At 71.0% G+C, this 19,460-nt stretch carries 15 protein-coding genes and 1 rRNA gene; 7 read left to right on the top strand and 9 right to left on the bottom strand.

Annotation, left to right across the window (positions count from 1 at the left end):
- Nucleotides 1-7 precede the first annotated feature (7 nt).
- Nucleotides 8-2,854 carry a preprotein translocase subunit SecA gene (gene secA / locus QIY60_RS17135; RefSeq protein WP_283143234.1) on the bottom strand — a complete coding sequence of 949 codons (2,847 nt, stop codon included), beginning with the start codon at nucleotides 2,852-2,854 and terminating at the stop codon, nucleotides 8-10.
- Between the two features lie 195 nt (nucleotides 2,855-3,049).
- On the opposite strand from secA, the gene QIY60_RS17130 reads away from it, so the two are divergent.
- Together QIY60_RS17130 and QIY60_RS17125 are read left to right on the top strand one after the other, a co-directional pair.
- Nucleotides 3,050-3,685 carry a GNAT family protein gene (locus tag QIY60_RS17130; protein ID WP_283143233.1) on the top strand — a complete coding sequence of 212 codons (636 nt, stop codon included), beginning with the start codon at nucleotides 3,050-3,052 and terminating at the stop codon, nucleotides 3,683-3,685.
- A gap of 73 nt (nucleotides 3,686-3,758) precedes the next feature.
- The gene (locus tag QIY60_RS17125) at nucleotides 3,759-4,928 is read left to right on the top strand and encodes a crosslink repair DNA glycosylase YcaQ family protein (RefSeq protein WP_283143232.1); all 1,170 of its coding nucleotides are present in this window, start codon (nucleotides 3,759-3,761) and stop codon (nucleotides 4,926-4,928) included.
- Nucleotides 4,929-4,956: 28 nt separating this feature from the next.
- Here the strand turns inward: QIY60_RS17125 and QIY60_RS17120 are convergent, their stop codons facing one another.
- From QIY60_RS17120 to mtnA, 7 genes are all read right to left on the bottom strand, one after another.
- Nucleotides 4,957-5,709: a response regulator transcription factor gene (locus QIY60_RS17120; protein ID WP_190091886.1), complete on the bottom strand. Its 753-nt coding sequence runs from the start codon at nucleotides 5,707-5,709 to the stop codon at nucleotides 4,957-4,959.
- Between the two features lie 224 nt (nucleotides 5,710-5,933).
- Nucleotides 5,934-6,623, bottom strand: coding sequence for a ribosome-associated translation inhibitor RaiA (gene raiA, locus QIY60_RS17115; protein ID WP_283143231.1), 690 nt, complete (start codon nucleotides 6,621-6,623; stop codon nucleotides 5,934-5,936).
- A gap of 314 nt (nucleotides 6,624-6,937) precedes the next feature.
- The gene (locus tag QIY60_RS17110; protein WP_283143230.1) at nucleotides 6,938-7,696 is read right to left on the bottom strand and encodes a ComF family protein; all 759 of its coding nucleotides are present in this window, start codon (nucleotides 7,694-7,696) and stop codon (nucleotides 6,938-6,940) included.
- A gap of 113 nt (nucleotides 7,697-7,809) precedes the next feature.
- On the bottom strand, nucleotides 7,810-9,699 hold the full coding sequence (locus tag QIY60_RS17105) for an LpqB family beta-propeller domain-containing protein (RefSeq protein WP_283143229.1): 1,890 nt from the start codon (nucleotides 9,697-9,699) through the stop codon (nucleotides 7,810-7,812).
- Nucleotides 9,689-11,740 (bottom strand): MtrAB system histidine kinase MtrB, encoded by a 2,052-nt coding sequence (mtrB, locus tag QIY60_RS17100; protein WP_283143228.1) that lies wholly within the window; start codon nucleotides 11,738-11,740, stop codon nucleotides 9,689-9,691. The genes QIY60_RS17105 and mtrB overlap by 11 nt, the downstream gene beginning before the upstream one ends.
- Before the next feature lies 1 nt (nucleotide 11,741).
- Nucleotides 11,742-12,431, bottom strand: a complete 690-nt coding sequence (mtrA, locus tag QIY60_RS17095) for a two-component system response regulator MtrA (RefSeq protein WP_188278465.1) — start codon at nucleotides 12,429-12,431, stop codon at nucleotides 11,742-11,744.
- 4 nt (nucleotides 12,432-12,435) lie between these two features.
- On the bottom strand, nucleotides 12,436-13,584 hold the full coding sequence (mtnA, locus tag QIY60_RS17090; protein WP_283143227.1) for an S-methyl-5-thioribose-1-phosphate isomerase: 1,149 nt from the start codon (nucleotides 13,582-13,584) through the stop codon (nucleotides 12,436-12,438).
- A gap of 155 nt (nucleotides 13,585-13,739) precedes the next feature.
- On the opposite strand from mtnA, the gene QIY60_RS17085 reads away from it, so the two are divergent.
- Genes QIY60_RS17085 through QIY60_RS17065 form a run of 5 tightly spaced genes read left to right on the top strand, consistent with a single transcriptional unit; the run spans nucleotide 13,740 to nucleotide 19,205 of the window.
- Complete coding sequence (locus QIY60_RS17085) at nucleotides 13,740-14,981, top strand: hypothetical protein (RefSeq protein WP_283143226.1); 1,242 nt, start codon at nucleotides 13,740-13,742, stop codon at nucleotides 14,979-14,981.
- Between the two features lie 28 nt (nucleotides 14,982-15,009).
- Entirely contained in the window at nucleotides 15,010-15,702 is a 693-nt protein-coding gene (locus tag QIY60_RS17080; protein WP_283143225.1) for a DUF4129 domain-containing protein, read from the top strand.
- Complete coding sequence (locus QIY60_RS17075; protein WP_283143224.1) at nucleotides 15,699-16,904, top strand: DUF4350 domain-containing protein; 1,206 nt, start codon at nucleotides 15,699-15,701, stop codon at nucleotides 16,902-16,904. Before QIY60_RS17080 ends, QIY60_RS17075 begins: the two co-directional genes overlap by 4 nt.
- On the top strand, nucleotides 16,901-17,884 hold the full coding sequence (locus QIY60_RS17070) for a MoxR family ATPase (protein WP_283143223.1): 984 nt from the start codon (nucleotides 16,901-16,903) through the stop codon (nucleotides 17,882-17,884). The genes QIY60_RS17075 and QIY60_RS17070 overlap by 4 nt, the downstream gene beginning before the upstream one ends.
- A gap of 10 nt (nucleotides 17,885-17,894) precedes the next feature.
- Nucleotides 17,895-19,205 (top strand): DUF58 domain-containing protein, encoded by a 1,311-nt coding sequence (locus tag QIY60_RS17065; RefSeq protein WP_283143222.1) that lies wholly within the window; start codon nucleotides 17,895-17,897, stop codon nucleotides 19,203-19,205.
- Nucleotides 19,206-19,298: 93 nt separating this feature from the next.
- On the opposite strand, the gene rrf is transcribed toward QIY60_RS17065, so the two are convergent.
- Nucleotides 19,299-19,415: ribosomal RNA gene (gene rrf / locus QIY60_RS17060) — 5S ribosomal RNA — on the bottom strand.
- Nucleotides 19,416-19,460: the final 45 nt, after the last annotated feature.

Below are 19,460 nucleotides of genomic sequence, written 5' to 3'. Positions count from 1 at the left end.
CCTGCGGCTACTTCTTGCGGCGGCGGCCGCCCGTGCTCTTCTGGGCCTTGCGGCGCTCCGCGCGGGTCATGCCGTCCGCCTCGGAGCGGGCCGGCTCGTCGCCGTTGTCGAAGTCGCCCTCGACGACACCGCCCTCGCCGTCCACCGTCGGGGCGGAGAAGTGCAGCCGGTCCGGGCGCTGCGGGGCGTCCAGGCCCTTGGCCCGGATCTCCGGACGCGCCCCGGCCGGCTCCTTCTCCAGCGACGGCTTGTCGGAGGGCGCCGCGTCCTCGACCGGGACCTCCTCGACCTGCTGCTCGACCTGGACCTCCAGGTTGAACAGGTAGCCGACGGACTCCTCCTTGATGCCGTCCATCATGGCGTTGAACATGTCGAAGCCCTCGCGCTGGTACTCGACCAGCGGGTCCTTCTGCGCCATGGCACGCAGGCCGATGCCCTCCTGGAGGTAGTCCATCTCGTAGAGGTGCTCGCGCCACTTGCGGTCGAGCACCGAGAGGACCACGCGCCGCTCCAGCTCACGCATGATCTCGGAGCCGAGCTGCTCCTCGCGCGCCGCGTACTGCTCGTGGATGTCGTCCTTGATGGACTCGGCGATGAACTCGGCGGTGATGCCCGCGCGGTCGCCCGCCGCCTCCTCCAGCTCCTCCACGGTGACCTTCACCGGGTAGAGCTGCTTGAAGGCGCCCCACAGCCGGTCCAGGTCCCACTCCTCGGCGAAGCCCTCGACGGTCTCCGCCTGGATGTAGGCGTCGATGGTGTCGTCCATGAAGTGCTGCACCTGCTCGTGCAGGTCCTCACCCTCCAGAACGCGGCGGCGCTCGCCGTAGATGACCTCGCGCTGGCGGTTGAGCACCTCGTCGTACTTCAGGACGTTCTTGCGCGTCTCGAAGTTCTGCTGCTCGACCTGCGACTGGGCCGACGCGATCGCGCGCGTCACCATCTTGTTCTCGATCGGCACGTCGTCCGGCACGTTCGCCATCGACATGACGCGCTCGACCATCTGGGCCTTGAACAGGCGCATCAGGTCGTCGCCGAGCGACAGGTAGAAGCGGGACTCGCCCGGGTCGCCCTGACGGCCGGAGCGGCCGCGCAGCTGGTTGTCGATCCGGCGCGACTCGTGGCGCTCGGTGCCCAGCACGTAGAGACCGCCGAGGTCCTTGACCTCTTCGAACTCGGCCTTGACGGCCTGCTCGGCCTTCTCCAGGGCGGCGGGCAGCGCGTGCGCCCACTCCTCGACGTGCTCCACCGGGTCCAGGCCGCGCTGGCGCAGCTCCGCCTCGGCGAGGTCGTCCGGGTTGCCGCCGAGCTTGATGTCGGTGCCTCGGCCGGCCATATTCGTGGCGACCGTGACGGCGCCCTTGCGGCCCGCCTGGGCGACGATCGTCGCCTCCCGGTCGTGCTGCTTCGCGTTCAGCACTTCGTGCTGGATGCCGCGCTTGGAGAGCTGCTGCGAGAGGTACTCGGACTTCTCGACCGAGGTGGTGCCGACCAGGATCGGCTGGCCCTTCTCGTGCTTGTCGGCGATGTCGTCGACGACCGCCTCGAACTTCGCGACCTCGGTGCGGTAGATCAGGTCGGACTGGTCCTTGCGGACCATCGGTCGGTTGGTCGGGATCGGGACGACGCCGAGCTTGTAGATCTGGTGGAACTCGGCCGCCTCGGTCATCGCCGTACCGGTCATGCCGGAGAGGCCGGGCTCTTCCTTGCCGTCCTGGTCGTGACGCTTGTAGAGACGGAAGAAGTTCTGCAGGGTGATCGTGGCGAGGGTCTGGTTCTCGTCCTTGATGTCCACCCCTTCCTTCGCCTCGATCGCCTGGTGCATGCCCTCGTTGTAGCGGCGGCCGGCGAGGATACGGCCGGTGTGCTCGTCGACGATCATGACTTCGCCGTCCATGACGACGTAGTCCTTGTCCTTCTTGAACAGTTCCTTCGCCTTGATGGCGTTGTTCAGGTAACCGACGAGCGGGGTGTTCACCGACTCGTAGAGGTTGTCGATGCCCAGCCAGTCCTCGACCTTGGCGACGCCGGGCTCGTGGATGGCGACGGTGCGCTTCTTCTCGTCGACCTCGTAGTCGCCGGTCTCCTCGATGCCCTTGAGCGGGTTGCCCGCCTCACCCTTGGTGAGGCGCGTGACCAGCTTGGCGAAGTCGCCGTACCACTTGGTGGCCTGGTCGGCCGGGCCGGAGATGATCAGCGGCGTACGCGCCTCGTCGACCAGGATCGAGTCGACCTCGTCGACGATCGCGAAGTTGTGGCCGCGCTGGACGAGCTCCTCCTGGGACCACGCCATGTTGTCGCGCAGGTAGTCGAAGCCGAACTCGTTGTTCGTGCCGTACGTGATGTCGCAGGCGTACTGCGCGCGGCGCTCGGCGGGCGACATGTTGGCCAGGATGCAGCCGACCTCGAGGCCGAGGAACCGGTGCACGCGGCCCATCATCTCGGAGTCGCGCTCGGCCAGGTAGTCGTTGACCGTGATCAGGTGCACGCCCTTGCCGGAGAGCGCGTTGAGGTAGGCCGGGAGGGTGCCGACGAGGGTCTTGCCCTCACCGGTCTTCATCTCGGCGACATAGCCGAGGTGCAGCGCGGCGCCGCCCATCATCTGGACGTCGTAGTGGCGCTGTCCGAGGACGCGCTTGGCGGCCTCGCGGACGGTGGCGAAGGCTTCCGGGAGCAGGTCGTCCAGGCTCTCCCCGTTCGCGTACCGCTCCTTGTACTCGTCGGTGAGGGCACGGAGCTCGGCGTCGGAGAGGTTCACGAAGTCCTCTTCGATGGAGTTGACCTGGTCCGCGATGCGGTGCAGCTTGCGCAGGATCTTGCCTTCGCCTGCACGCATGAGCTTTGAGAGGACGGACACGGGGGTTGGTCTCCTTGCCGGTCGGGCCTGGCGCGGTCGAGTACGGTTGATTACTTCTGGGCAACGGCCATCGTATGCGAGGACCCGCCCGCGCCGGGAGGTCTGCCATGACGACAACGGACAGGGCGCCCGGAAGGTGCCGGGAAACACGAAAAGCCCTGGCGTCCGTTCCGCCCCGGCGCGGAGAATCAGCCGATGGACCCAGTCACCCTCAGCACCGAGCGCCTGCTGCTGCGCCCCGTCGGCCCGCAGGACGCGGACGCGGCGTACGCGGCCTGTCAGGACCCCGACATCCAGCGCTGGACCACCGTCCCCTCGCCCTACCTGCGCGAGCACGCCGAGGCCTTCACCGGCACCTTCGCGCCCAACGGCTGGCGGGACGACTCCGAATTCACCTTCGCGGTACTCCTCAGGGACGCCACCGGGACGGGTGAGGCCGAAGAGGCCACCGGGACCGGTGAGGCTCAGGGGGCGGCGTCGGAGGGCCCGCTGGTGGCGATGGTCGGCGTCATGCGGCGCGGTGAGAACGTCGCCGAGCTGGGGTTCTGGGCGGCCAAGGAGTACCGGGGCCGCGGCTATATGACCGAGGCGGCGGTGGCGGCCGCCCGCTGGGCCTTCGAGTCGGCGGGCGTCGAGCGCCTGGAGTGGCGGGCGGAGGTCGGCAACGCGGCCTCGCGCGCGGTGGCCGAGAAGGCGGGCTTCACCATGGAGGGCACCCTGCGCGCGGCCCTCGTCCACGGCGGCACCCGCCGCGACAGCTGGGTGGGTGGCCTCCTCCCCTGCGACCTGGGTCTGCCCACCACGCGCGCGTACTTGCCGTCGCGGGGGTGAGGCGAGCGCGGGCGGGTTCCGGCCGGGGGCTCTCCCCGGTGGATTGTCAGTGCCGCCGTCTATCGTGCGGAGCATGACCAGCCTGCCGCGTCCCGCCGCCCGACTCTCCGCCGACGAGGCCCGTCGCATCGCCCTGCGCGCCCAGGGATTCATGGGCGCGCCCGACCGCAAGGGAGGGGTGCGGGGCGTGCTGCGCCACCTGGGCGCGGTCCAGCTCGACACGATCTCGGTCCTCGCCCGGTCGCACGAGCTGATTCCGTACGCGCGCCTGGGCGCGGTGGGCCGCAAGGCGGTGGACGAGGCGTACTGGACGGACGGCCACGCCTTCGAGTACTGGTCGCACGCCGCCTGCATCCTCCCCGTGGAGGAGTGGCCGCACTTCGCCTTCCGCCGCCGCGCCTACCGCTCCCGCCCGCACTGGCACCACGACCTGCCCGACGGGGCGTACGAGCAGGTGATCAAGCAGCTGCGGGCCGAAGGCCCGCTGACCGCGACGGACTTGGGCGGCGCCAAGAACAAGGGTGAGTGGTGGGACTGGTCGGAGTCCAAGGTCGCCGTCGAGCGCGCGCTGATGTACGGCGAGGTGGTGTGCACCGAACGACGCGGCTGGAAGCGGGTGTACGACCTGGCCGAGCGCGCCATCCCGGACGTCTTCCTCCACGACGAGCTGGACGACACCGAGTGCCTGCGCCGGCTCGTCGCGCTGGCGGGCCGCTCCCTCGGCGTCGGCACGCGCGCGGACATCGCGGACTACCACCGTCTCAAGGGCGAGCAGGTGGACGCGGTGATCGCCGACTCCGGTCTGATGCCCGTCACCGTCCAGGGCTGGGAGAAGGCCGCCTGGGCGGACCCGGAGGCGCTTGCCACCGAGCCGCGCGGACGCCACCGCACGACGCTCCTGTCGCCCTTCGACTCGCTCATCTGGGACCGCGCGCGCACCGAGCGGATCTTCGGCTTCAGCCACCGTCTGGAGGCCTACACGCCCAAGCCGAAGCGGGTGTACGGATACTTCGCGATGCCCCTGCTGGCGGGCGGCAGGCTGCTCGGCCGCGCCGACCCCGCCCGCGAGGGCCGCACGCTCGTGGCCAAGCAGGTCTCCCTGGAGACGCCGAAGGCCATAGCCCCGATGGCACAGGCCCTGCTGGAGGCGGCGCGGTGGGTGGGCTGCGACGCCGTACGGATCGAGCGCGCCGACACGCCGGGGCTCGCCCGAGAGCTGACGGCGGCGATCGCGGCGGCCTGACGCCCAGGCCTGTGGCGCCGCGAGGCGGCTAGCGGATCTCCAGGATCTTCTCGCGCATCGCGTACACCACCGCCTCCATCCTGGAGTGCAGCTGCAGCTTCTCCAGGATGTTGCGGACGTGGTTCTTCACGGTGTTCTCGGAGATGAACAACTCCTTGGCGATGTCCCGGTTGTTCATCCCCGTGGCGACGAGCTTGAGCACCTCCAGCTCGCGGTCGGTGAGTCTCGGCGCGGGCACCAGCCGACGCTCGTCGGTGCGCTGGATCATCGACTTGAACTCGGTGAGCAGCTTCGATGCCATCGACGGGCTGATCTGGGACTGGCCGTCCGCCACCGCCCGGATCGCCGTCGCCACCTCGTCGGTGGAGATCTCCTTGAGGAGATAGCCCGTCGCCCCCGCCTTGATCGCGTCGTAGAGGTCGGCCTCCTCGTCACTGATCGTCAGCATGATGATCTTCGCGCTGGGGGCCACCTCCTTGATGGAGGTGCAGGCCTCGATCCCGCCGCGCCTCGGCATCCGTACGTCCATCAGCACGATGTCGGGAAGCAGGTCCGCCGCCTTGTCCACGGCCTCCGCCCCGTCGCCCGCCTCGCCGACGACCTGGATGTCCTCCTCCGCGGCCAGCACGATCTCCAGGCCCCGGCGGAACAGCGCGTGGTCGTCGACGACCAGGACCCGGATCGGCTCCTTGCGCGATCCGGCCGCTTCCATGCCGGTGGGAGCCCCGTCAGAACCGTCCGCGGCCGACCCGTCGTGCACCGGCCCGAAGCTGTCTGCCATCGTTCCTCCCCCTGAAGGCCATGGCCCGAGTTGGTGTGGCTGCACCAACCGCGCTCCAGGGAGCAGTGGTTGGCGTGCGACGCCATGATTTCATGCCCGGCCGACAGAGCGGTGGTCCACCGGTCGCACAGTGGTGCCCCTGGGGGCGCACAAGCGCTCCAGGGGCACCACCGCACTCTGGTACGGCGCGCCGCACGGATCCGTTCAGCGCGCCGCCGACCTGGTCATCCGCCGAGTGCTCCGCCTGCGCCGCCCGCGTCCTCACCGGCGAGCGGGTCCGATTCCAGATGGATCACGCCGTAGTCGTAGGCGTGCCGCCGGTAGACCACGCTGGGCTGCTTCGTCTCGGAGTCGACGAAGAGGTAGAAGTCATGCCCGACCAGCTCCATCTCGTAGAGCGCCTGGTCGAGCGTCATCGGGGCGGCCACATGGGTCTTCTCGCGGACCACGAGCGGGCCTTCGCCCTGTACTTCGACCGATCCCATCCGGGTGATGGGGACGCCCTCGTCCATCGAACCGTCCACGAGCTCCCCGCTTCCGTTCAACTGGGCGGCGTCCGGCACCACGACGGCCACTTCGGCAGCCGACAGCCGACCGTTGCCCCTGCGGGTGTAGCGCTTGTCGTGCTGCTTGCGCAGCCGCGCCTCCAGCTTGCTGTGGGCCAGGTCGAGGGCTGCGTACGGGTCGCCTGCCGCCGCTTCCGCCCGGATCACCGGGCCACGCGAGTGCAGCGTGATCTCCACTCGGTCGGAACGGTCGGCCTGCCGCGGGTTGTGTTCCTTGGACACCTCGACGTCGAGGCTGATTACCTTGCCGTCGAGCTTCTGGATCTTCTCCAGCTTCAGCTTCTCGGCCACGTGCTTGCGGAACCGCTCGGGCACCTCGGTCTTGCGGCCCTTGACGACGATGTCCACGCAGAACTCCGTTCCCGGATCACTCCGCCTTCACCGCGGAGCATCTCCCTCTTGCACCAGACTCCGGTGACACCGGAGTCTCGGACTGGGCGACTTTCACCTCCTCCTCCCCCGTGGGGAAGATCGCCACCCCACCGACTTCAGGGTCGGGGAAATACCCAGAAGCGAGGCCGTGCATTCAGTGAGGCTCAGCTCTCGCCATTCCTCACAACCGAACATAGCTCGCTCGGACGGATGTCGGCACCCGCTACCCGCACGTACCTCCGTTCAGGTGTTTTCTCCCTCTCACTACCTGCAACGATGCAGCTTCCCTGTCAGTTCCGGTTTATTTCGAAAGATGCCGGAGTGGACGCGACAACCGCGGCTGCGGCCGTCCGTTGCGCGAATCCCGGAATTGCGTGCGCCGGGGCACCGCCGACCGCCCCGGTCGCCGTCCCGCCGGCGGCCGCGACGGCCCGGGCCGCCTCCACCAGCGAGGCTCCGGTGGTCATCAGGTCGTCCACCAGGACCACCCGACCGCCCTCCAGTAGCCTGTCACCACCCGCCGACACCTCCAGCGCCCCGCTCAGATTCGCCAGCCGCTGCCGGGCGCTCAGCCCCGACTGGTCCGCCACCGCACGCCGCTGGCGCAGCACCGCCGCCACGCGCGCGTCCGTACCCGTACGCCGCAACTCCCCGGCCGCCGCCAGGGCGATCCGGCGCGCCGGATCATGCCCGCGCGCCCGCACCGCCCGCCGCGCCGACGGCACCGGCACGAGCAGCAGCGGCCCGTCCCGGGGCGCTCCGGCGGCCGCGCGTACCGCGCCCACGAGCGCCTGCCCAAGGGCCCCGGCCAGGCCCAGGGCACCCCGTTCCTTGTGGGCGAGCAGCACCGCCCGTACGGCGTCCTCGTACACCGCCGCCGCGTACACCACCGGCAGTCCCGCGGGCTCGGGGGCAGGCCGGACCCGCCGTGCCCGCGCACCGAGCAGCGCCGCCGCGCACCGCTCGCACAGCGCGGTACGGGGACTGCCGCAGCCGCCGCAGGCAACCGGCAGCACCAGCCCGGAGATCTCCTGCCACCATCCCCGCATGGCATCCACTCTGCCAACAGGACGGCTGCCCGGCCACCCCTGTGGAAAACCCACCGGGGCGACCGAGCCACTGCCGGAACCATTGGGCGACCACCGCCGGGGCGGCGGAGCCGTCAGCCCGGGTAGACCGGCGACGAGCCCTTCTTGACCGCCGTCTTCCAGTTGGCGCCCGGCGGCAGCCGTACGATGCCGTCCTCCTTCGAGTGCGCCACCAGCGGCAGCCGCTCGTCGTCCGCCGCGGCGATCTCCGTCACCCGGTTGGCGCCCGGCAGATTGCCCGCGGCCGACAGCGAGCCGTCCGTCTGCATGTAGCGAAGCTGCTGCTGGAGGCCGCCGGACTCCTTGCCGACCACGACGAGGCGGCTGCGACCGGCCCAGGAAACGGCCGTCACGTCCTCCATCTGCGGCGCTCCGGGGCGCAGCTCCACCACGGAGACCTGCGGATGCTCCGGGTCGCCGATCCGCTCCACTCGGCCGATCCGCAGCGTCGTGTGACCGCCCTCGTTCACCAGGAGCGCGATGCGCACCCCGTCCGCCGACATCCGCACCTGCTCGATGCGCGCCCCGTTCAGACCGGCGACATCGACCTCCTGCGGCTGGCCCTCACCGTGGTCGAGGCGGAGCAGCCGGGAGTGGTCCCGGTCCCGGTCGGCCACCCACAGATCGTTGCGGCCGTCCCAACTCGGCGCCGAGAGGCCGTCCTTCGGATCCTTGCTCTGGCTGGTCACCAGCGTCTTCACCGACTCGCCGTCGGACACGATCGGCGCCACGTACATCGACCGGCCGTCGGTCGTCACCCCCGCAGCGCGCCGCTCGTCCCGCTCCACCGCGACCGTACGCAGCTGCTGCCCGGTCCGGCCGAACGGCCCGGACACCAGCTCGGTGACCACGTCCCCGTCCGTGCTGTCTGCGCCGTCGGTACCTTCCGTGCTGTCACGCGCACCGGCGCGCATCCGCGCGAGGCGCCCCTGCTCGTCCACGAAGTACTGGCCGGGCTTGGGCGAGATGCGGTCCGGGGCGTACCCCTCGGCCTGATCGCCACCGAGCACGCACAGCTGAGAGCCGTTCGCCCGGTCCAGCTCCACCTGGCCGACCCGGGTGGCCGTCAGATCCCGCAGCGTGAACAGCAGTTGGGCCGCCATCTTGCGGCACTGGCTCCCGCCCACGTTGGACGCCCGCTCGTTCAGCGGCACCTTCAGCGCGTTGCGGTCGTCGAAGGACAGCGACTTGGTGCCCTCCTTGAGCGCCGTACCGCTCGGGAAGCGCGAACCCACCACCGGCCGCAGCCAGTTGGTCGGCCCCTCCAGAACGGCCATGACCGTCTGGGTGACCAGGTTCATCTGCGTCTCGGGGTCGTTGCGCTGACGCACGTACACCGGATCGGCGACCAGCCGGTCCTGCCCCGACGCGAAGTAGTACTTGTTGACGGAACGGTAGATGCGCTGGAAGTCCGACTGGCCCAGCAGCAGCCCCTCGGGCAGCGCGTCGATGCGCCACTCCTTGCCGTTGGGCGTGTTCTGCCGTACGAGATGGATCGTCTCGTTGTACGCCGACTTCGGCCCGGCCGGCTGGTAGGCGTGCTGCTTGTCGACCACGGCGACCGGCTTTCCGGTCACCGTGAACGTGAAGCTCGAACTGTCGCCCTTGTCGTTGGTCCGGTTCGGCTGCGGGTTCGGCCCGTCGGCCAGCACCGTGGTCGCCAGATCCGGCTTCCAGGTCCGCGCGGCCTGCGGCGTCAGATACTTGCGCGCCGTCGCGAACTGCGGGTCGTCACTGGTCATCGCCTCCAGGAACCCGTCGACTATCTCGTCGGCGGCCGCCCCTTCGCGCGGCGGCACCGCGTACACCTGCACCTGCGAGTCGGCGCGCTGCGAGGCCTGCACCGCGTGCACGTCCCCGCTGTCGGGCATCGACGCGCACCCCGCCACCAGCACACCGCCGCAGCCCAGCAGCGCGGCCGACCGCAGCCGACGGCCGCGGCCCCTCCCCCGATCAGCGCCCACGAGCCGATTCCTCCTGGTCGGCGGCTGCCGGGGCAGCCGCTGTGTCAGCAGCCTGCGATGGTACGGATTCGCCCTCCACGCGCGCGTCGCTGACCCGCGGCACCACCCTGGCCCCGCCGCCACCGGGCAGCGCGGTCGGATCGGCGGCCGGCCCGGACGTCCTCGGCGGGACCGGTGGCCGGGGCGGCACGGGCAGCGAGGAGCGGGTGGCTGCGGGCTGGACCGGCACGCTCGCCAGCCGCAGCCCGTTGCCCTGCTCGGCGCCCGCGCCCTGGCGGGCCCGCTCGCGCGCGGCCCGCGAGTCCTCCGGCTCCAGCGGTATCGGGGATCCGCGCAGCGGCTCGTCGGCCGTTCGCGGCAGCGTCAGCCGGAACTGGGAGCCGCCACCGGGCTCGCCCCAGGCCTGCAGCCAGCCGCCGTGCAGCCGCGCGTCCTCGACCGCGATCGACAGTCCAAGGCCCGTGCCTCCGGTCGTCCTGGCCCGGGCCGGGTCGGCCCGCCAGAACCGGTTGAACACACGGGTCGCCTCGCCCGGCTTCAGGCCCACTCCGTAGTCGCGCACCGCGACCGCGACGGCGCCGCCGGCCGTGCCCATGCGCACCACCACGTCCCGGCCCTCGCCGTGCTCCACGGCGTTGACGACGAGGTTGCGCAGCACCCGCTCGACCCTGCGGGCGTCGGCCTCCGCGATCACCGGCTGGTCGTCCCCGACCACCCGTATCCGCGTGCCCTTGCGCTCGGCGAGCGGCTCGGCGCCCTCGATCACCCGTCGTACGACGTCCCGCAGGTCTATCGGCTCGGCCTCCAGCGCCGCCGCGCCCGCGTCGAACCGGCTGATCTCCAGCAGGTCGGCGAGCAGCGACTCGAACCGGTCCAGCTGCCCGGCCAGCAGCTCCGCCGACCGCGCCGTCACCGGATCGAAGTCGACGCGCGCCTCGTGGATGACGTCCGCCGCCATCCGTACGGTCGTCAGCGGCGTCCGCAGCTCGTGCGAGACGTCCGAGACGAACCGCCGCTGCATCCGCGACAGCTCCTCCAGCTGCTGGATCTTGATCTGGAGGTTCTGCGCCATCTTGTTGAAGGCCTCGCCGAGCCGCGCGATGTCGTCCTCGCCGGTGACCTTCATCCGCTCCTGGAGCTTGGCCGCGGAGAGCCGCTCGGCGATCTGCGCCGCCATCCGGACCGGGGTGACGACCTGGCGCACCACCAGCCAGGCGATCGCGCCGAGCAGCACCACCAGGAACAGCCCGGCGGTCGCAAGAGTGCCCTTGACCAGACTCAGCGTCTTCTCCTCCTGCGCCAGCGGGAAGAGGTAGTACAGCTGGTAGGCCTGGCCGTCGACGTCCTTCAGCTTGGTCCCGATGACCAGCCCCGGCTTGGGCTCCTGGCCGTCGAGGTACTTGATCGAGGCGTACGTCTTGTACGCGCCCGTGCCCTGGTCGACGTCGTCCCGCAGGCTCTGCGGGACGCTCGCGACCGGGTCCACGCCGCCCGAGGCACGCGGGCCCCGGTTGCTGGAGGGCGAGTCCTCGGAGTCGGCGCTCAGCGCGACCACGTAGAACGCGCCCTGGCCGCCACTGGCGAGCTGGGTCACCAGCTCACTGCGCCAGGTCACCGAGCTGCCGGCCCGCCCGTCCGAGCTGCCGTCGTCCTGCCCACCCGGCGCATCCGGGGCGCTGGCCTTGTCCTTTGCCACGGCGAAGCCGCCCGCGGACTGGCTCTCGGACGCCTTCTCCTTGGTGACGAGGAGCCCGTTGCGCACCTGACCGATGACAACGAACCCGAGCAGCAGCACCACACCCAGCGACATCAGCAGGGTGGAGGCGACCACCCGCAGCTGGATGTTGCGCCGCCACAGCCGCACTGCGGGCAGCAGCGGACGCCGCACCCAGCGCACGAAGAGCCGCAGCACGGGGCTGCCGGGCGTGCCCTCCTGGAGGATCCGCCCGCCCCATGCCGTCGTCTTGCGTCCCACACCAGCAGCCCGCCCCCCACGGACCCCGGGCTTCCCGGGCTTCGGAGCAGCACCGCCGCGGGACATGTCAGCTCGGTCCGGCCTTGTAACCGACACCACGGACGGTCACCACGATCTCCGGGCGCTCGGGGTCCTTCTCGACCTTCGAGCGCAGCCGCTGGACGTGCACATTGACCAGCCGCGTGTCCGCCGCGTGCCGGTACCCCCACACCTGCTCCAGAAGCACCTCGCGGGTGAACACCTGCCACGGCTTGCGGGCCAGCGCGACCAGCAGGTCGAACTCCAGCGGAGTCAGGGCGATGGACTGCCCGTCCCGCTTCACGGAGTGACCCGCCACATCGATCACCAGATCGCCGATCGCCAGCTGCTCCGGCGCCGGCTCCTCCGACCTCCTCAGGCGCGCCCGGATACGGGCGACCAGTTCCTTCGGCTTGAACGGCTTCACGATGTAGTCGTCCGCCCCGGACTCCAGGCCGACCACCACATCCACGGTGTCGCTCTTGGCGGTGAGCATCACGATCGGCACACCTGACTCGGCCCTGATCAGCCTGCAGACCTCGATGCCGTCCCGTCCGGGCAGCATGAGGTCCAGCAGCACCAGGTCCGGCTTGGCCTCACGGAATGCCGCCAGTGCCTTGTCGCCGTCCGCTACGAACGACGGCTCAAAACCTTCTCCACGCAGCACAATGCCGAGCATCTCGGCCAGCGCGGTGTCGTCGTCGACGACAAGGACGCGTCCCTTCATAAACGTCATCATCCCATTAGCTAATCGTTACCTGGCGTGACCTGGCACACAGCTCTCTCAGCCCGCCCCCCGTCACGGGGGAGAGCACACCCTCCTCGGTGACGATCGCCGTCACCAGCTCGGGGGGCGTCACATCGAACGCGGGGTTGTACGCCTGCGTCCCCAGCGGCGCCACGGGCAGTCCGCCGCCGGCCCCCCACCCGGCCGCAGAGACCTGCGGTCCGGTGAGCTCCGTCACCTCCTGCCCGGGGCGCTGCTCGACCTCGATCGCCGACCCGTCGGGGGTTTCCAGATCCACCGTCGTGACCGGCGCCACCACGATGAACGGCACGTGGTGGTACTTGGCGAGCACGGCGAGCGGATAGCTTCCCACCTTGTTCGCCACCGATCCGTCGGCGGCGATGCGATCCGCCCCGATCAGAACGGCGTCCACCTCCCCCGCCGCGAACAGCGAACCCGCAGCATTGTCGGTCAGCAAGCTGTACGCCATCCCACTGCGCGCCGCCTCGTACGCGGTCAGTCTGGCTCCTTGCAGCAGCGGCCGTGTCTCGTCCACCCACAGCCGCCGCAGCCGGCCCGCCCGGTGCGCGGCCAGCGCCACCGCGAACGCGGTGCCCTCACCGCCGGAGACCAGCCGCCCGGTGTTGCAGTGCGTGAGCACCCGATGGCTGCCGCCGGGCAGCAGCTCGTCGAGCAGTGCCAGCCCGTGGGCCGCCATCCTGGCACTGGCCTCGGCGTCCGCCCGGTGCAGGGCCTGCGCGGCCGCCAGCGCCGCCGCCCCGGCCTCCTGCGGGCCCGCGCCCTTGTCGAGGGCCGCCTGGTACGCCCCCAGCGCCAGCCGCACCCCGTACCCGAGGTTCACCGCGGTGGGCCGCGCCCCCGCCAGCAGGGCTGCGGCATCCTGTACGTCGTAGCCGCGCACCCCGGCCAGCGCCACCCCGTACGCCCCGGCGATCCCCAGCAGCGGCGCCCCGCGGACGGCCAGCGTCTGGATGGCCCGCACCAGCCCCGGCACATCCGTACAGACCAGCTCGACCTCCTCGACCGGCAGTCGGGTCTGGTCGAGGAGCACCAGCACCGGCCCCTCCGGCGGCTCGTCCCAGCGCAGCTGTGCCAGTCCCGACGGCTCGGAACCCACGGTGGATCGCACCTCGTGATCAGCCATCCGCCCAGTCTGCCCGGTGAGCCGCCGACAATTGAAGGTGCTAACGAGATACGGGGGCCGGTCCGCAGCCCGGAACCGCATGGCACGATGGCTGCCAACCCCAACGAGCCGGCTCGCCGAGCTGGTCCCACGACCAATCCACGAGGTGGACGACCGTGAACGACTCTCCGGGCTGGGCTTCGCCCGGATCGGCCCCCTCCGACGGCGAGGACTCCGGCACGTCCGGACAGCCCGAGCCCTCCGACCGGGCCCGCGCGTCCTCGCAGTGGTCCCGGAACCAGCCTCCGGCGGGCCAGTGGTCGCCTCCGGCCGCCACTCCGGGCCAGGGCACGCCGCCGCCCCCGCCGGGCCCTCCTGGGCCCCAGCAGGGCGGCGGCTGGGGCCGGCCTCCCGCCCCCGGCGGCAACTGGAACCACGGGTGGGGCCCCGCACCCGCCGCCAAGCCCGGCGTCATCCCGCTCCGCCCGCTCGGGGTCGGCGAGATCCTCGACGGCGCGGTGTCGACGATGCGCGCCCACTGGCGCACGGTCCTCGGCCTGACCCTCACGGTCGCCGTGATCACGCAGATCGCGGACATCCTCATCCAGCGCTACCTCCTGCCGGACCCTCCGGAGATCGACCCGAACGCCACCGGCACCGAGGCCATCGACCAGGCCTTCGACTCGCTGCGGTCGAGCCTGCTCAGCCTGCTGCCCATCGGCGTCCTCGCACTGATCGGCACGCTCTTCGTCACGGCGGTCCTCACCGTCGTCATCAGCCGCTCCGTCCTGGGGCGCCCGGTGACGCTGCGGGAGGCCTGGGCGGAGGCCCGGCCGAGGCTGCTGCCCCTGCTCGGCCTCCTTGTGCTGCTGCCCGTGATGGCGGGCGCGGTCGTCGGCATCGGCATCCTTCCCGGGGCGCTCATCGGATCCGACGCGGGTGCGGCCCTGGCCGGGCTCGGCGGGCTGGCCGCCGTCGTGGTCGTCATCTGGCTGCTGGTCCAGTTCAGCCTCGCCGCGCCCGCGCTGATGCTGGAGCGCCAGGGCCTCGTCAAGTCCCTGCGCCGGTCCGCCAAGTTGGTCCGCGGCGCCTGGTGGCGGATCTTCGGCATCACGCTGCTGACGCTGCTCCTGACGTTCATCGTCTCGATGATCATCGCGATCCCGTTCACGGTGATCGGAACGCTCGTGGACGACGGCGGCGCCAGCAGCCTCTTCTCCGGGGCCACTTCCGACTTCGGCTGGCCGTTCCTGATCATCACCGGGATCGGCGCCGTGATCGGCTCGGCGATCACCTACCCGATCTCCGCCGGCGTGGCCGCACTGCTCTACATCGACCAGCGCATCCGCCGCGAGGCCCTCGACCTCGATCTCGCCCGCGCCGCGAACCTGCCGGGCTACGAGACTCCCGGGAGCTGATGCGGTGTCCGCAACGGGGGGCACAACCATGGTGCGGCTGCTGGTCCTAGCGGCCGGAGAACCACCGGTGGACACTCCGCGCGTGCCCGCCCGCGAGGCGGCACGGCGCGAACTGACCAAACCGATGTACCACGAGAACGACCCGAACCTCCTGGAGCGCGCCCTCAACCGGTTCTGGGACTGGGTCGGCGGCCTGTTCGACGCCGCCTCGGGCGCTGCCCCGGGCGGCGCACTCGGACTGGTCGCCATCGCCGTGTTCGTCCTGGCCCTGATCGCCGCCCTGTGGTGGCGGCTGGGCACCCCGAAGCGCGCTGTCTCCACCGTCGGCACGGTCTTCGACGACCGCCCGCGCAGCGCCGCAGAGCACCGCGCCACCGCCGAGGCCCACGCCGCGGCCGGCCGCTGGACCCAGGCCGTCCAGGAACGGATGCGCGCGATCGTCCGCTCCCTGGAAGAACGCGCCCTCCTCGACCCGCGCCCCGGCCGCACCGCCGACGAGGCCGCCGACGAGGCAGGCCGCCCGCTGCCCGGCCACGCCGACCGACTCCGCACCGCCGCCCGCGAGTTCGACGACGTCACATATGGAGGGCGTACGGCGAACGAGTCCGCGTACCACCGCCTGCGTGACCTCGACACCGATCTGGAGCGCACGAAGCCGGACCTCAGCGCCCTCGCCCAGCGCCCCACAGCGGAGGCGACTGCCCGGGGAGCCGCCGAGTGACCGCCACCCGGCCCCCCGCCACCGCTGCCTCCCCCGCCTCCACGTCCACCGACGCGACGCCCCGTCAGATCTGGACGCGCACCCGCGGGCTGCTGCTCGCCGCCGTGATCCTTCTGGTCGCCGGGATCACGCTCGCCGCCACCCGCTCCGGCGACCAGCACGGCCGCCTCGACCCCCGGTCGGCAGACCGCTACGGCAGTCGCGCCGTCGCCGAACTCCTCAAGGACCAGGGCGTCTCCACGCGCGTGGCCACCACTCTCGACGAGGCCGCCCGCACCACGGGTCCGGACACAACGCTCCTGGTCACCGTCCCCGATCTGCTCACCGCCACCCAGCAACGCCGACTCCACGCCGCCACCACCGAGTCCGGCGGCCGCACCGTGCTGCTCTCCCCGGGCGCGCCCTCCCTTTCCGCACTCGCCCCCGGCGTACGGGAAGAGGGCTCGTCCTCGGTCGGCAACCGCGAGCCGAACTGCTCCCTGCCGCTGGCCGTCCGCGCCGGCAGCGCCGACACCGGAGGCGTCCGCTACGCCACCGACGGCCAGGCCGACGACGCCTGTTACCCCGCAGGCGGACTGCCCACGCTGCTCCGGATACAGACCCCGGCCCACGGCGACACCGTTCTGCTCGGCGCCCCGGACATCCTCTACAACCACCGTCTCGACAAGCAGGGCAACGCCTCGCTCGCCCTCCAACTCCTCGGCTCCCGCCCCCATCTGGTCTGGTACCTCCCCTCGCTCGGTGATGTCTCGGCCACCGACGGCGGTGACCGCACCTTCTTCGACCTCATCCCGTCCGGCTGGCTCTGGGCCACCCTCCAACTCACCCTCGCGGCCGCCCTCGCCGCCATCTGGCGAGCCCGCCGCCTCGGCCCACTGGTGACCGAGCAACTCCCCGTCGCCGTCCGCGCGTCCGAGGCCACCGAGGGCCGAGCCCGCCTCTACCGCAAGGCCAACGCCCGCGACCGCGCGGCCGACGCCCTGCGCTCGGCCACCCGCACCCGTCTCGCTCCCCTCCTGGGCGTGCCCGCCGCCTCGGCGCACGCGCCCGAACTCCTCGTCCCCGCCGTCTCCGCCCGGATCCCGTCAGCCGAACGGGACCTTCAGGTCCTGCTCTTCGGCCCGGCCCCGGCCGGCGACGCCGCACTGGTCCGCCTCGCGGACGAACTCGACGCCCTCGAAAGAGAGGTACGCACCTCATGAGCGACCGAACCCCGGCGACCGCAGCGAACCCGGACAGCGCCCGCGCCTCCCTGGAGGCCCTGCGCACCGAGATCGCCAAGGCCGTGGTCGGCCAGGACTCCGCCGTCACGGGCCTGGTCGTGGCCCTGCTGTGCCGCGGCCATGTCCTCCTCGAAGGAGTCCCCGGCGTCGCCAAGACGCTCCTCGTGCGTTCGCTCGCCGCTTCGCTCGAACTCGACACCAAGCGCGTCCAGTTCACCCCCGATCTGATGCCCAGTGATGTCACCGGTTCGCTGATCTACGACGCCCGCACCGCCGAGTTCTCCTTCCAGGCCGGCCCGGTGTTCACCAATCTGCTGCTCGCGGACGAGATCAACCGCACGCCTCCGAAGACCCAGTCCTCTCTCCTCGAAGCCATGGAGGAGCGTCAGGTCACGGTCGACGGCACGCCGCGTCCGCTTCCCGAGCCCTTCCTGGTCGCCGCGACGCAGAACCCCGTCGAGTACGAGGGCACCTATCCCCTGCCGGAAGCCCAGCTGGACCGCTTCCTGCTGAAGTTGACGGTGCCTCTGCCCTCGCGCGCGGACGAGATCAACGTCCTCGCCCGTCACGCCGAGGGCTTCAACCCTCGTGACCTCCAGGCGGCCGGAGTCCGCCCGGTCGCGGGAGCCGCCGATCTCGAAGCGGCTCGCGCCGCCGTCGCCAAGACCTCGGTCTCCGCGGAGATCACCGGCTATGTCGTCGATATCTGTCGTGCCACGCGTGAATCCCCCTCACTCAGCCTCGGCGTCTCTCCCCGAGGCGCCACCGCTCTGCTCTCCACCGCTCGCGCCTGGGCCTGGCTCACGGGCCGGGACTATGTCACCCCCGACGACGTAAAGGCCTTGGCCCTCCCCACACTTCGCCATCGCATCCAATTGCGTCCCGAGGCGGAGATGGAGGGCGTCACCGCCGACTCCGTCATCACCTCGGTCCTCGCCCACGTCCCCGTCCCCCGCTGAGGCGGCAATTGTGGCTCTCACCGGACGCACTGCTCTGCTCGCTGCTCTCGGCTCCGTCCCCGTCGGCGTATGGGCCCCGAGCTGGGCGGGAATGCTCGCGGTCAACGCCCCCCTCACACTCGCAATGATGTGCGACTACGCCCTCGCTGCGCCAGTGCGAAAGCTTCAATTCACCCGAAACGGTGATACATCAGTTCGACTGGGTGACGCCGCCGAGGTCGTCCTCACCGTCACCAACCCCTCGGGCCGCCCGTTGCGGGCCCAGCTCCGCGACGCCTGGCCGCCCAGCAGCTGGGCTTCCGGCACCGAGCAGGCCGCTTCCCGGCACGCGTTGACGGTTCCGGCCGGCGAACGCCGCCGCATCACCACGGCCCTGCGCCCGAACAGGCGGGGCGACCGCCACTCCCAGCAGATCACCGTCCGCTCGTACGGACCACTCGGCCTCGTCTCCCGGCAAGGCAGCCACCACGTCCCCTGGACCGTACGCGTCCTGCCTCCGTTCACCAGCCGCAAGCACCTGCCGTCCCGGCTGGCCCGGCTGCGCGAACTCGACGGCCGCACCAGCGTGTTGACCCGAGGGGAGGGCACCGAGTTCGACAGCCTGCGCCCCTACGTCCCCGGCGACGACACCCGTTCCATCGACTGGCGCGCCACCGCCCGGCAGAACGCCGTCGCCATACGCACCTGGCGACCCGAGCGCGACCGTCACATCCTCGTCGTCCTCGATACGGGGCGTACGTCGGCGGGCCGCGTCGGCGACGTCCCCCGCCTGGACGCCGCCATGGACGCCACACTGCTTCTCGCCGCACTCGCCTCCCACGCAGGCGACCGCGTCGACCTCCTCGCGTACGACCGTCGCGTACGAGCCCAGGTGCAGGGACGCGCCGTCGGCGAACTCCTGCCTTCTCTGGTCAACGCGCTGGCGCCGCTCGAGCCCGAGTTGGTGGAAACGGATGCCCGAGGCTTGAGCGCCGCCGCGCTCGCCAACGCTCCTCGGCGTTCCTTGATCGTGCTGCTGACCAGCCTGGACGCAGCCCCCGTGGAGGAAGGCCTGCTCCCCGTCCTCCCACAGCTCACCAAGCGTCACACAGTCCTGGTCGCAGCGATTGCCGACCCTCATATCAAGACGATGGCGGAGTCACGTGGCACTGTCGACGCCGTTTACGAGGCAGCCGCTGCCAGCCGCACGCAGGAACAGCGCCGCCGCACGGCTGAACAGCTGATGCGCCACGGCGTTACCGTCGTGGACGCTACCCCGGATGAGCTTGCTCCGGCGTTGGCGGACGCGTATCTGGAGTTGAAGGCTGCGGGCCGACTCTGATCGAGAGGGGAAGGGGCCAGCCTTAAGGGGCCCTGAACGCAAAAATGCCTCAACCCCCGGCCCAAAAGGGCACGGGGGTTGAGGCTAAAATTTGTTCGGCGGTGTCCTACTCTCCCACAGGGTCCCCCCTGCAGTACCATCGGCGCTGAAAGGCTTAGCTTCCGGGTTCGGAATGTAACCGGGCGTTTCCCTAACGCTATGACCACCGAAACACTATGAAATTAACGAAACCGGGCAACAACACGGCCGTTCGTT

Origin of the sequence: Streptomyces sp. BPTC-684 (assembly GCF_030028635.1) — a bacterium.
In the GTDB taxonomy this organism is placed as follows: domain Bacteria; phylum Actinomycetota; class Actinomycetes; order Streptomycetales; family Streptomycetaceae; genus Streptomyces; species Streptomyces noboritoensis.
Note: the sequence above shows the minus strand (reverse complement) of the source record. Positions and strands in the feature narration are given on the sequence as shown.

What these genes read in the sequence shown, in the direction of transcription:
- QIY60_RS17080 (WP_283143225.1), top strand. Translation starts at nt 15,010, where the DNA reads ATGGTGCGGCTGCTGGTCCTAGCGGCCGGAGAACCACCGGTGGACACT.
- mtrB (WP_283143228.1), bottom strand. Translation starts at nt 11,740, where the DNA reads ATGTCCCGCGGCGGTGCTGCTCCGAAGCCCGGGAAGCCCGGGGTCCGT.
- QIY60_RS17110 (WP_283143230.1), bottom strand. Translation starts at nt 7,696, where the DNA reads ATGCGGGGATGGTGGCAGGAGATCTCCGGGCTGGTGCTGCCGGTTGCC.
- QIY60_RS17070 (WP_283143223.1), top strand. Translation starts at nt 16,901, where the DNA reads ATGAGCGACCGAACCCCGGCGACCGCAGCGAACCCGGACAGCGCCCGC.
- mtrA (WP_188278465.1), bottom strand. Translation starts at nt 12,431, where the DNA reads ATGATGACGTTTATGAAGGGACGCGTCCTTGTCGTCGACGACGACACC.
- QIY60_RS17130 (WP_283143233.1), top strand. Translation starts at nt 3,050, where the DNA reads ATGGACCCAGTCACCCTCAGCACCGAGCGCCTGCTGCTGCGCCCCGTC.
- QIY60_RS17125 (WP_283143232.1), top strand. Translation starts at nt 3,759, where the DNA reads ATGACCAGCCTGCCGCGTCCCGCCGCCCGACTCTCCGCCGACGAGGCC.
- mtnA (WP_283143227.1), bottom strand. Translation starts at nt 13,584, where the DNA reads ATGGCTGATCACGAGGTGCGATCCACCGTGGGTTCCGAGCCGTCGGGA.
- QIY60_RS17120 (WP_190091886.1), bottom strand. Translation starts at nt 5,709, where the DNA reads ATGGCAGACAGCTTCGGGCCGGTGCACGACGGGTCGGCCGCGGACGGT.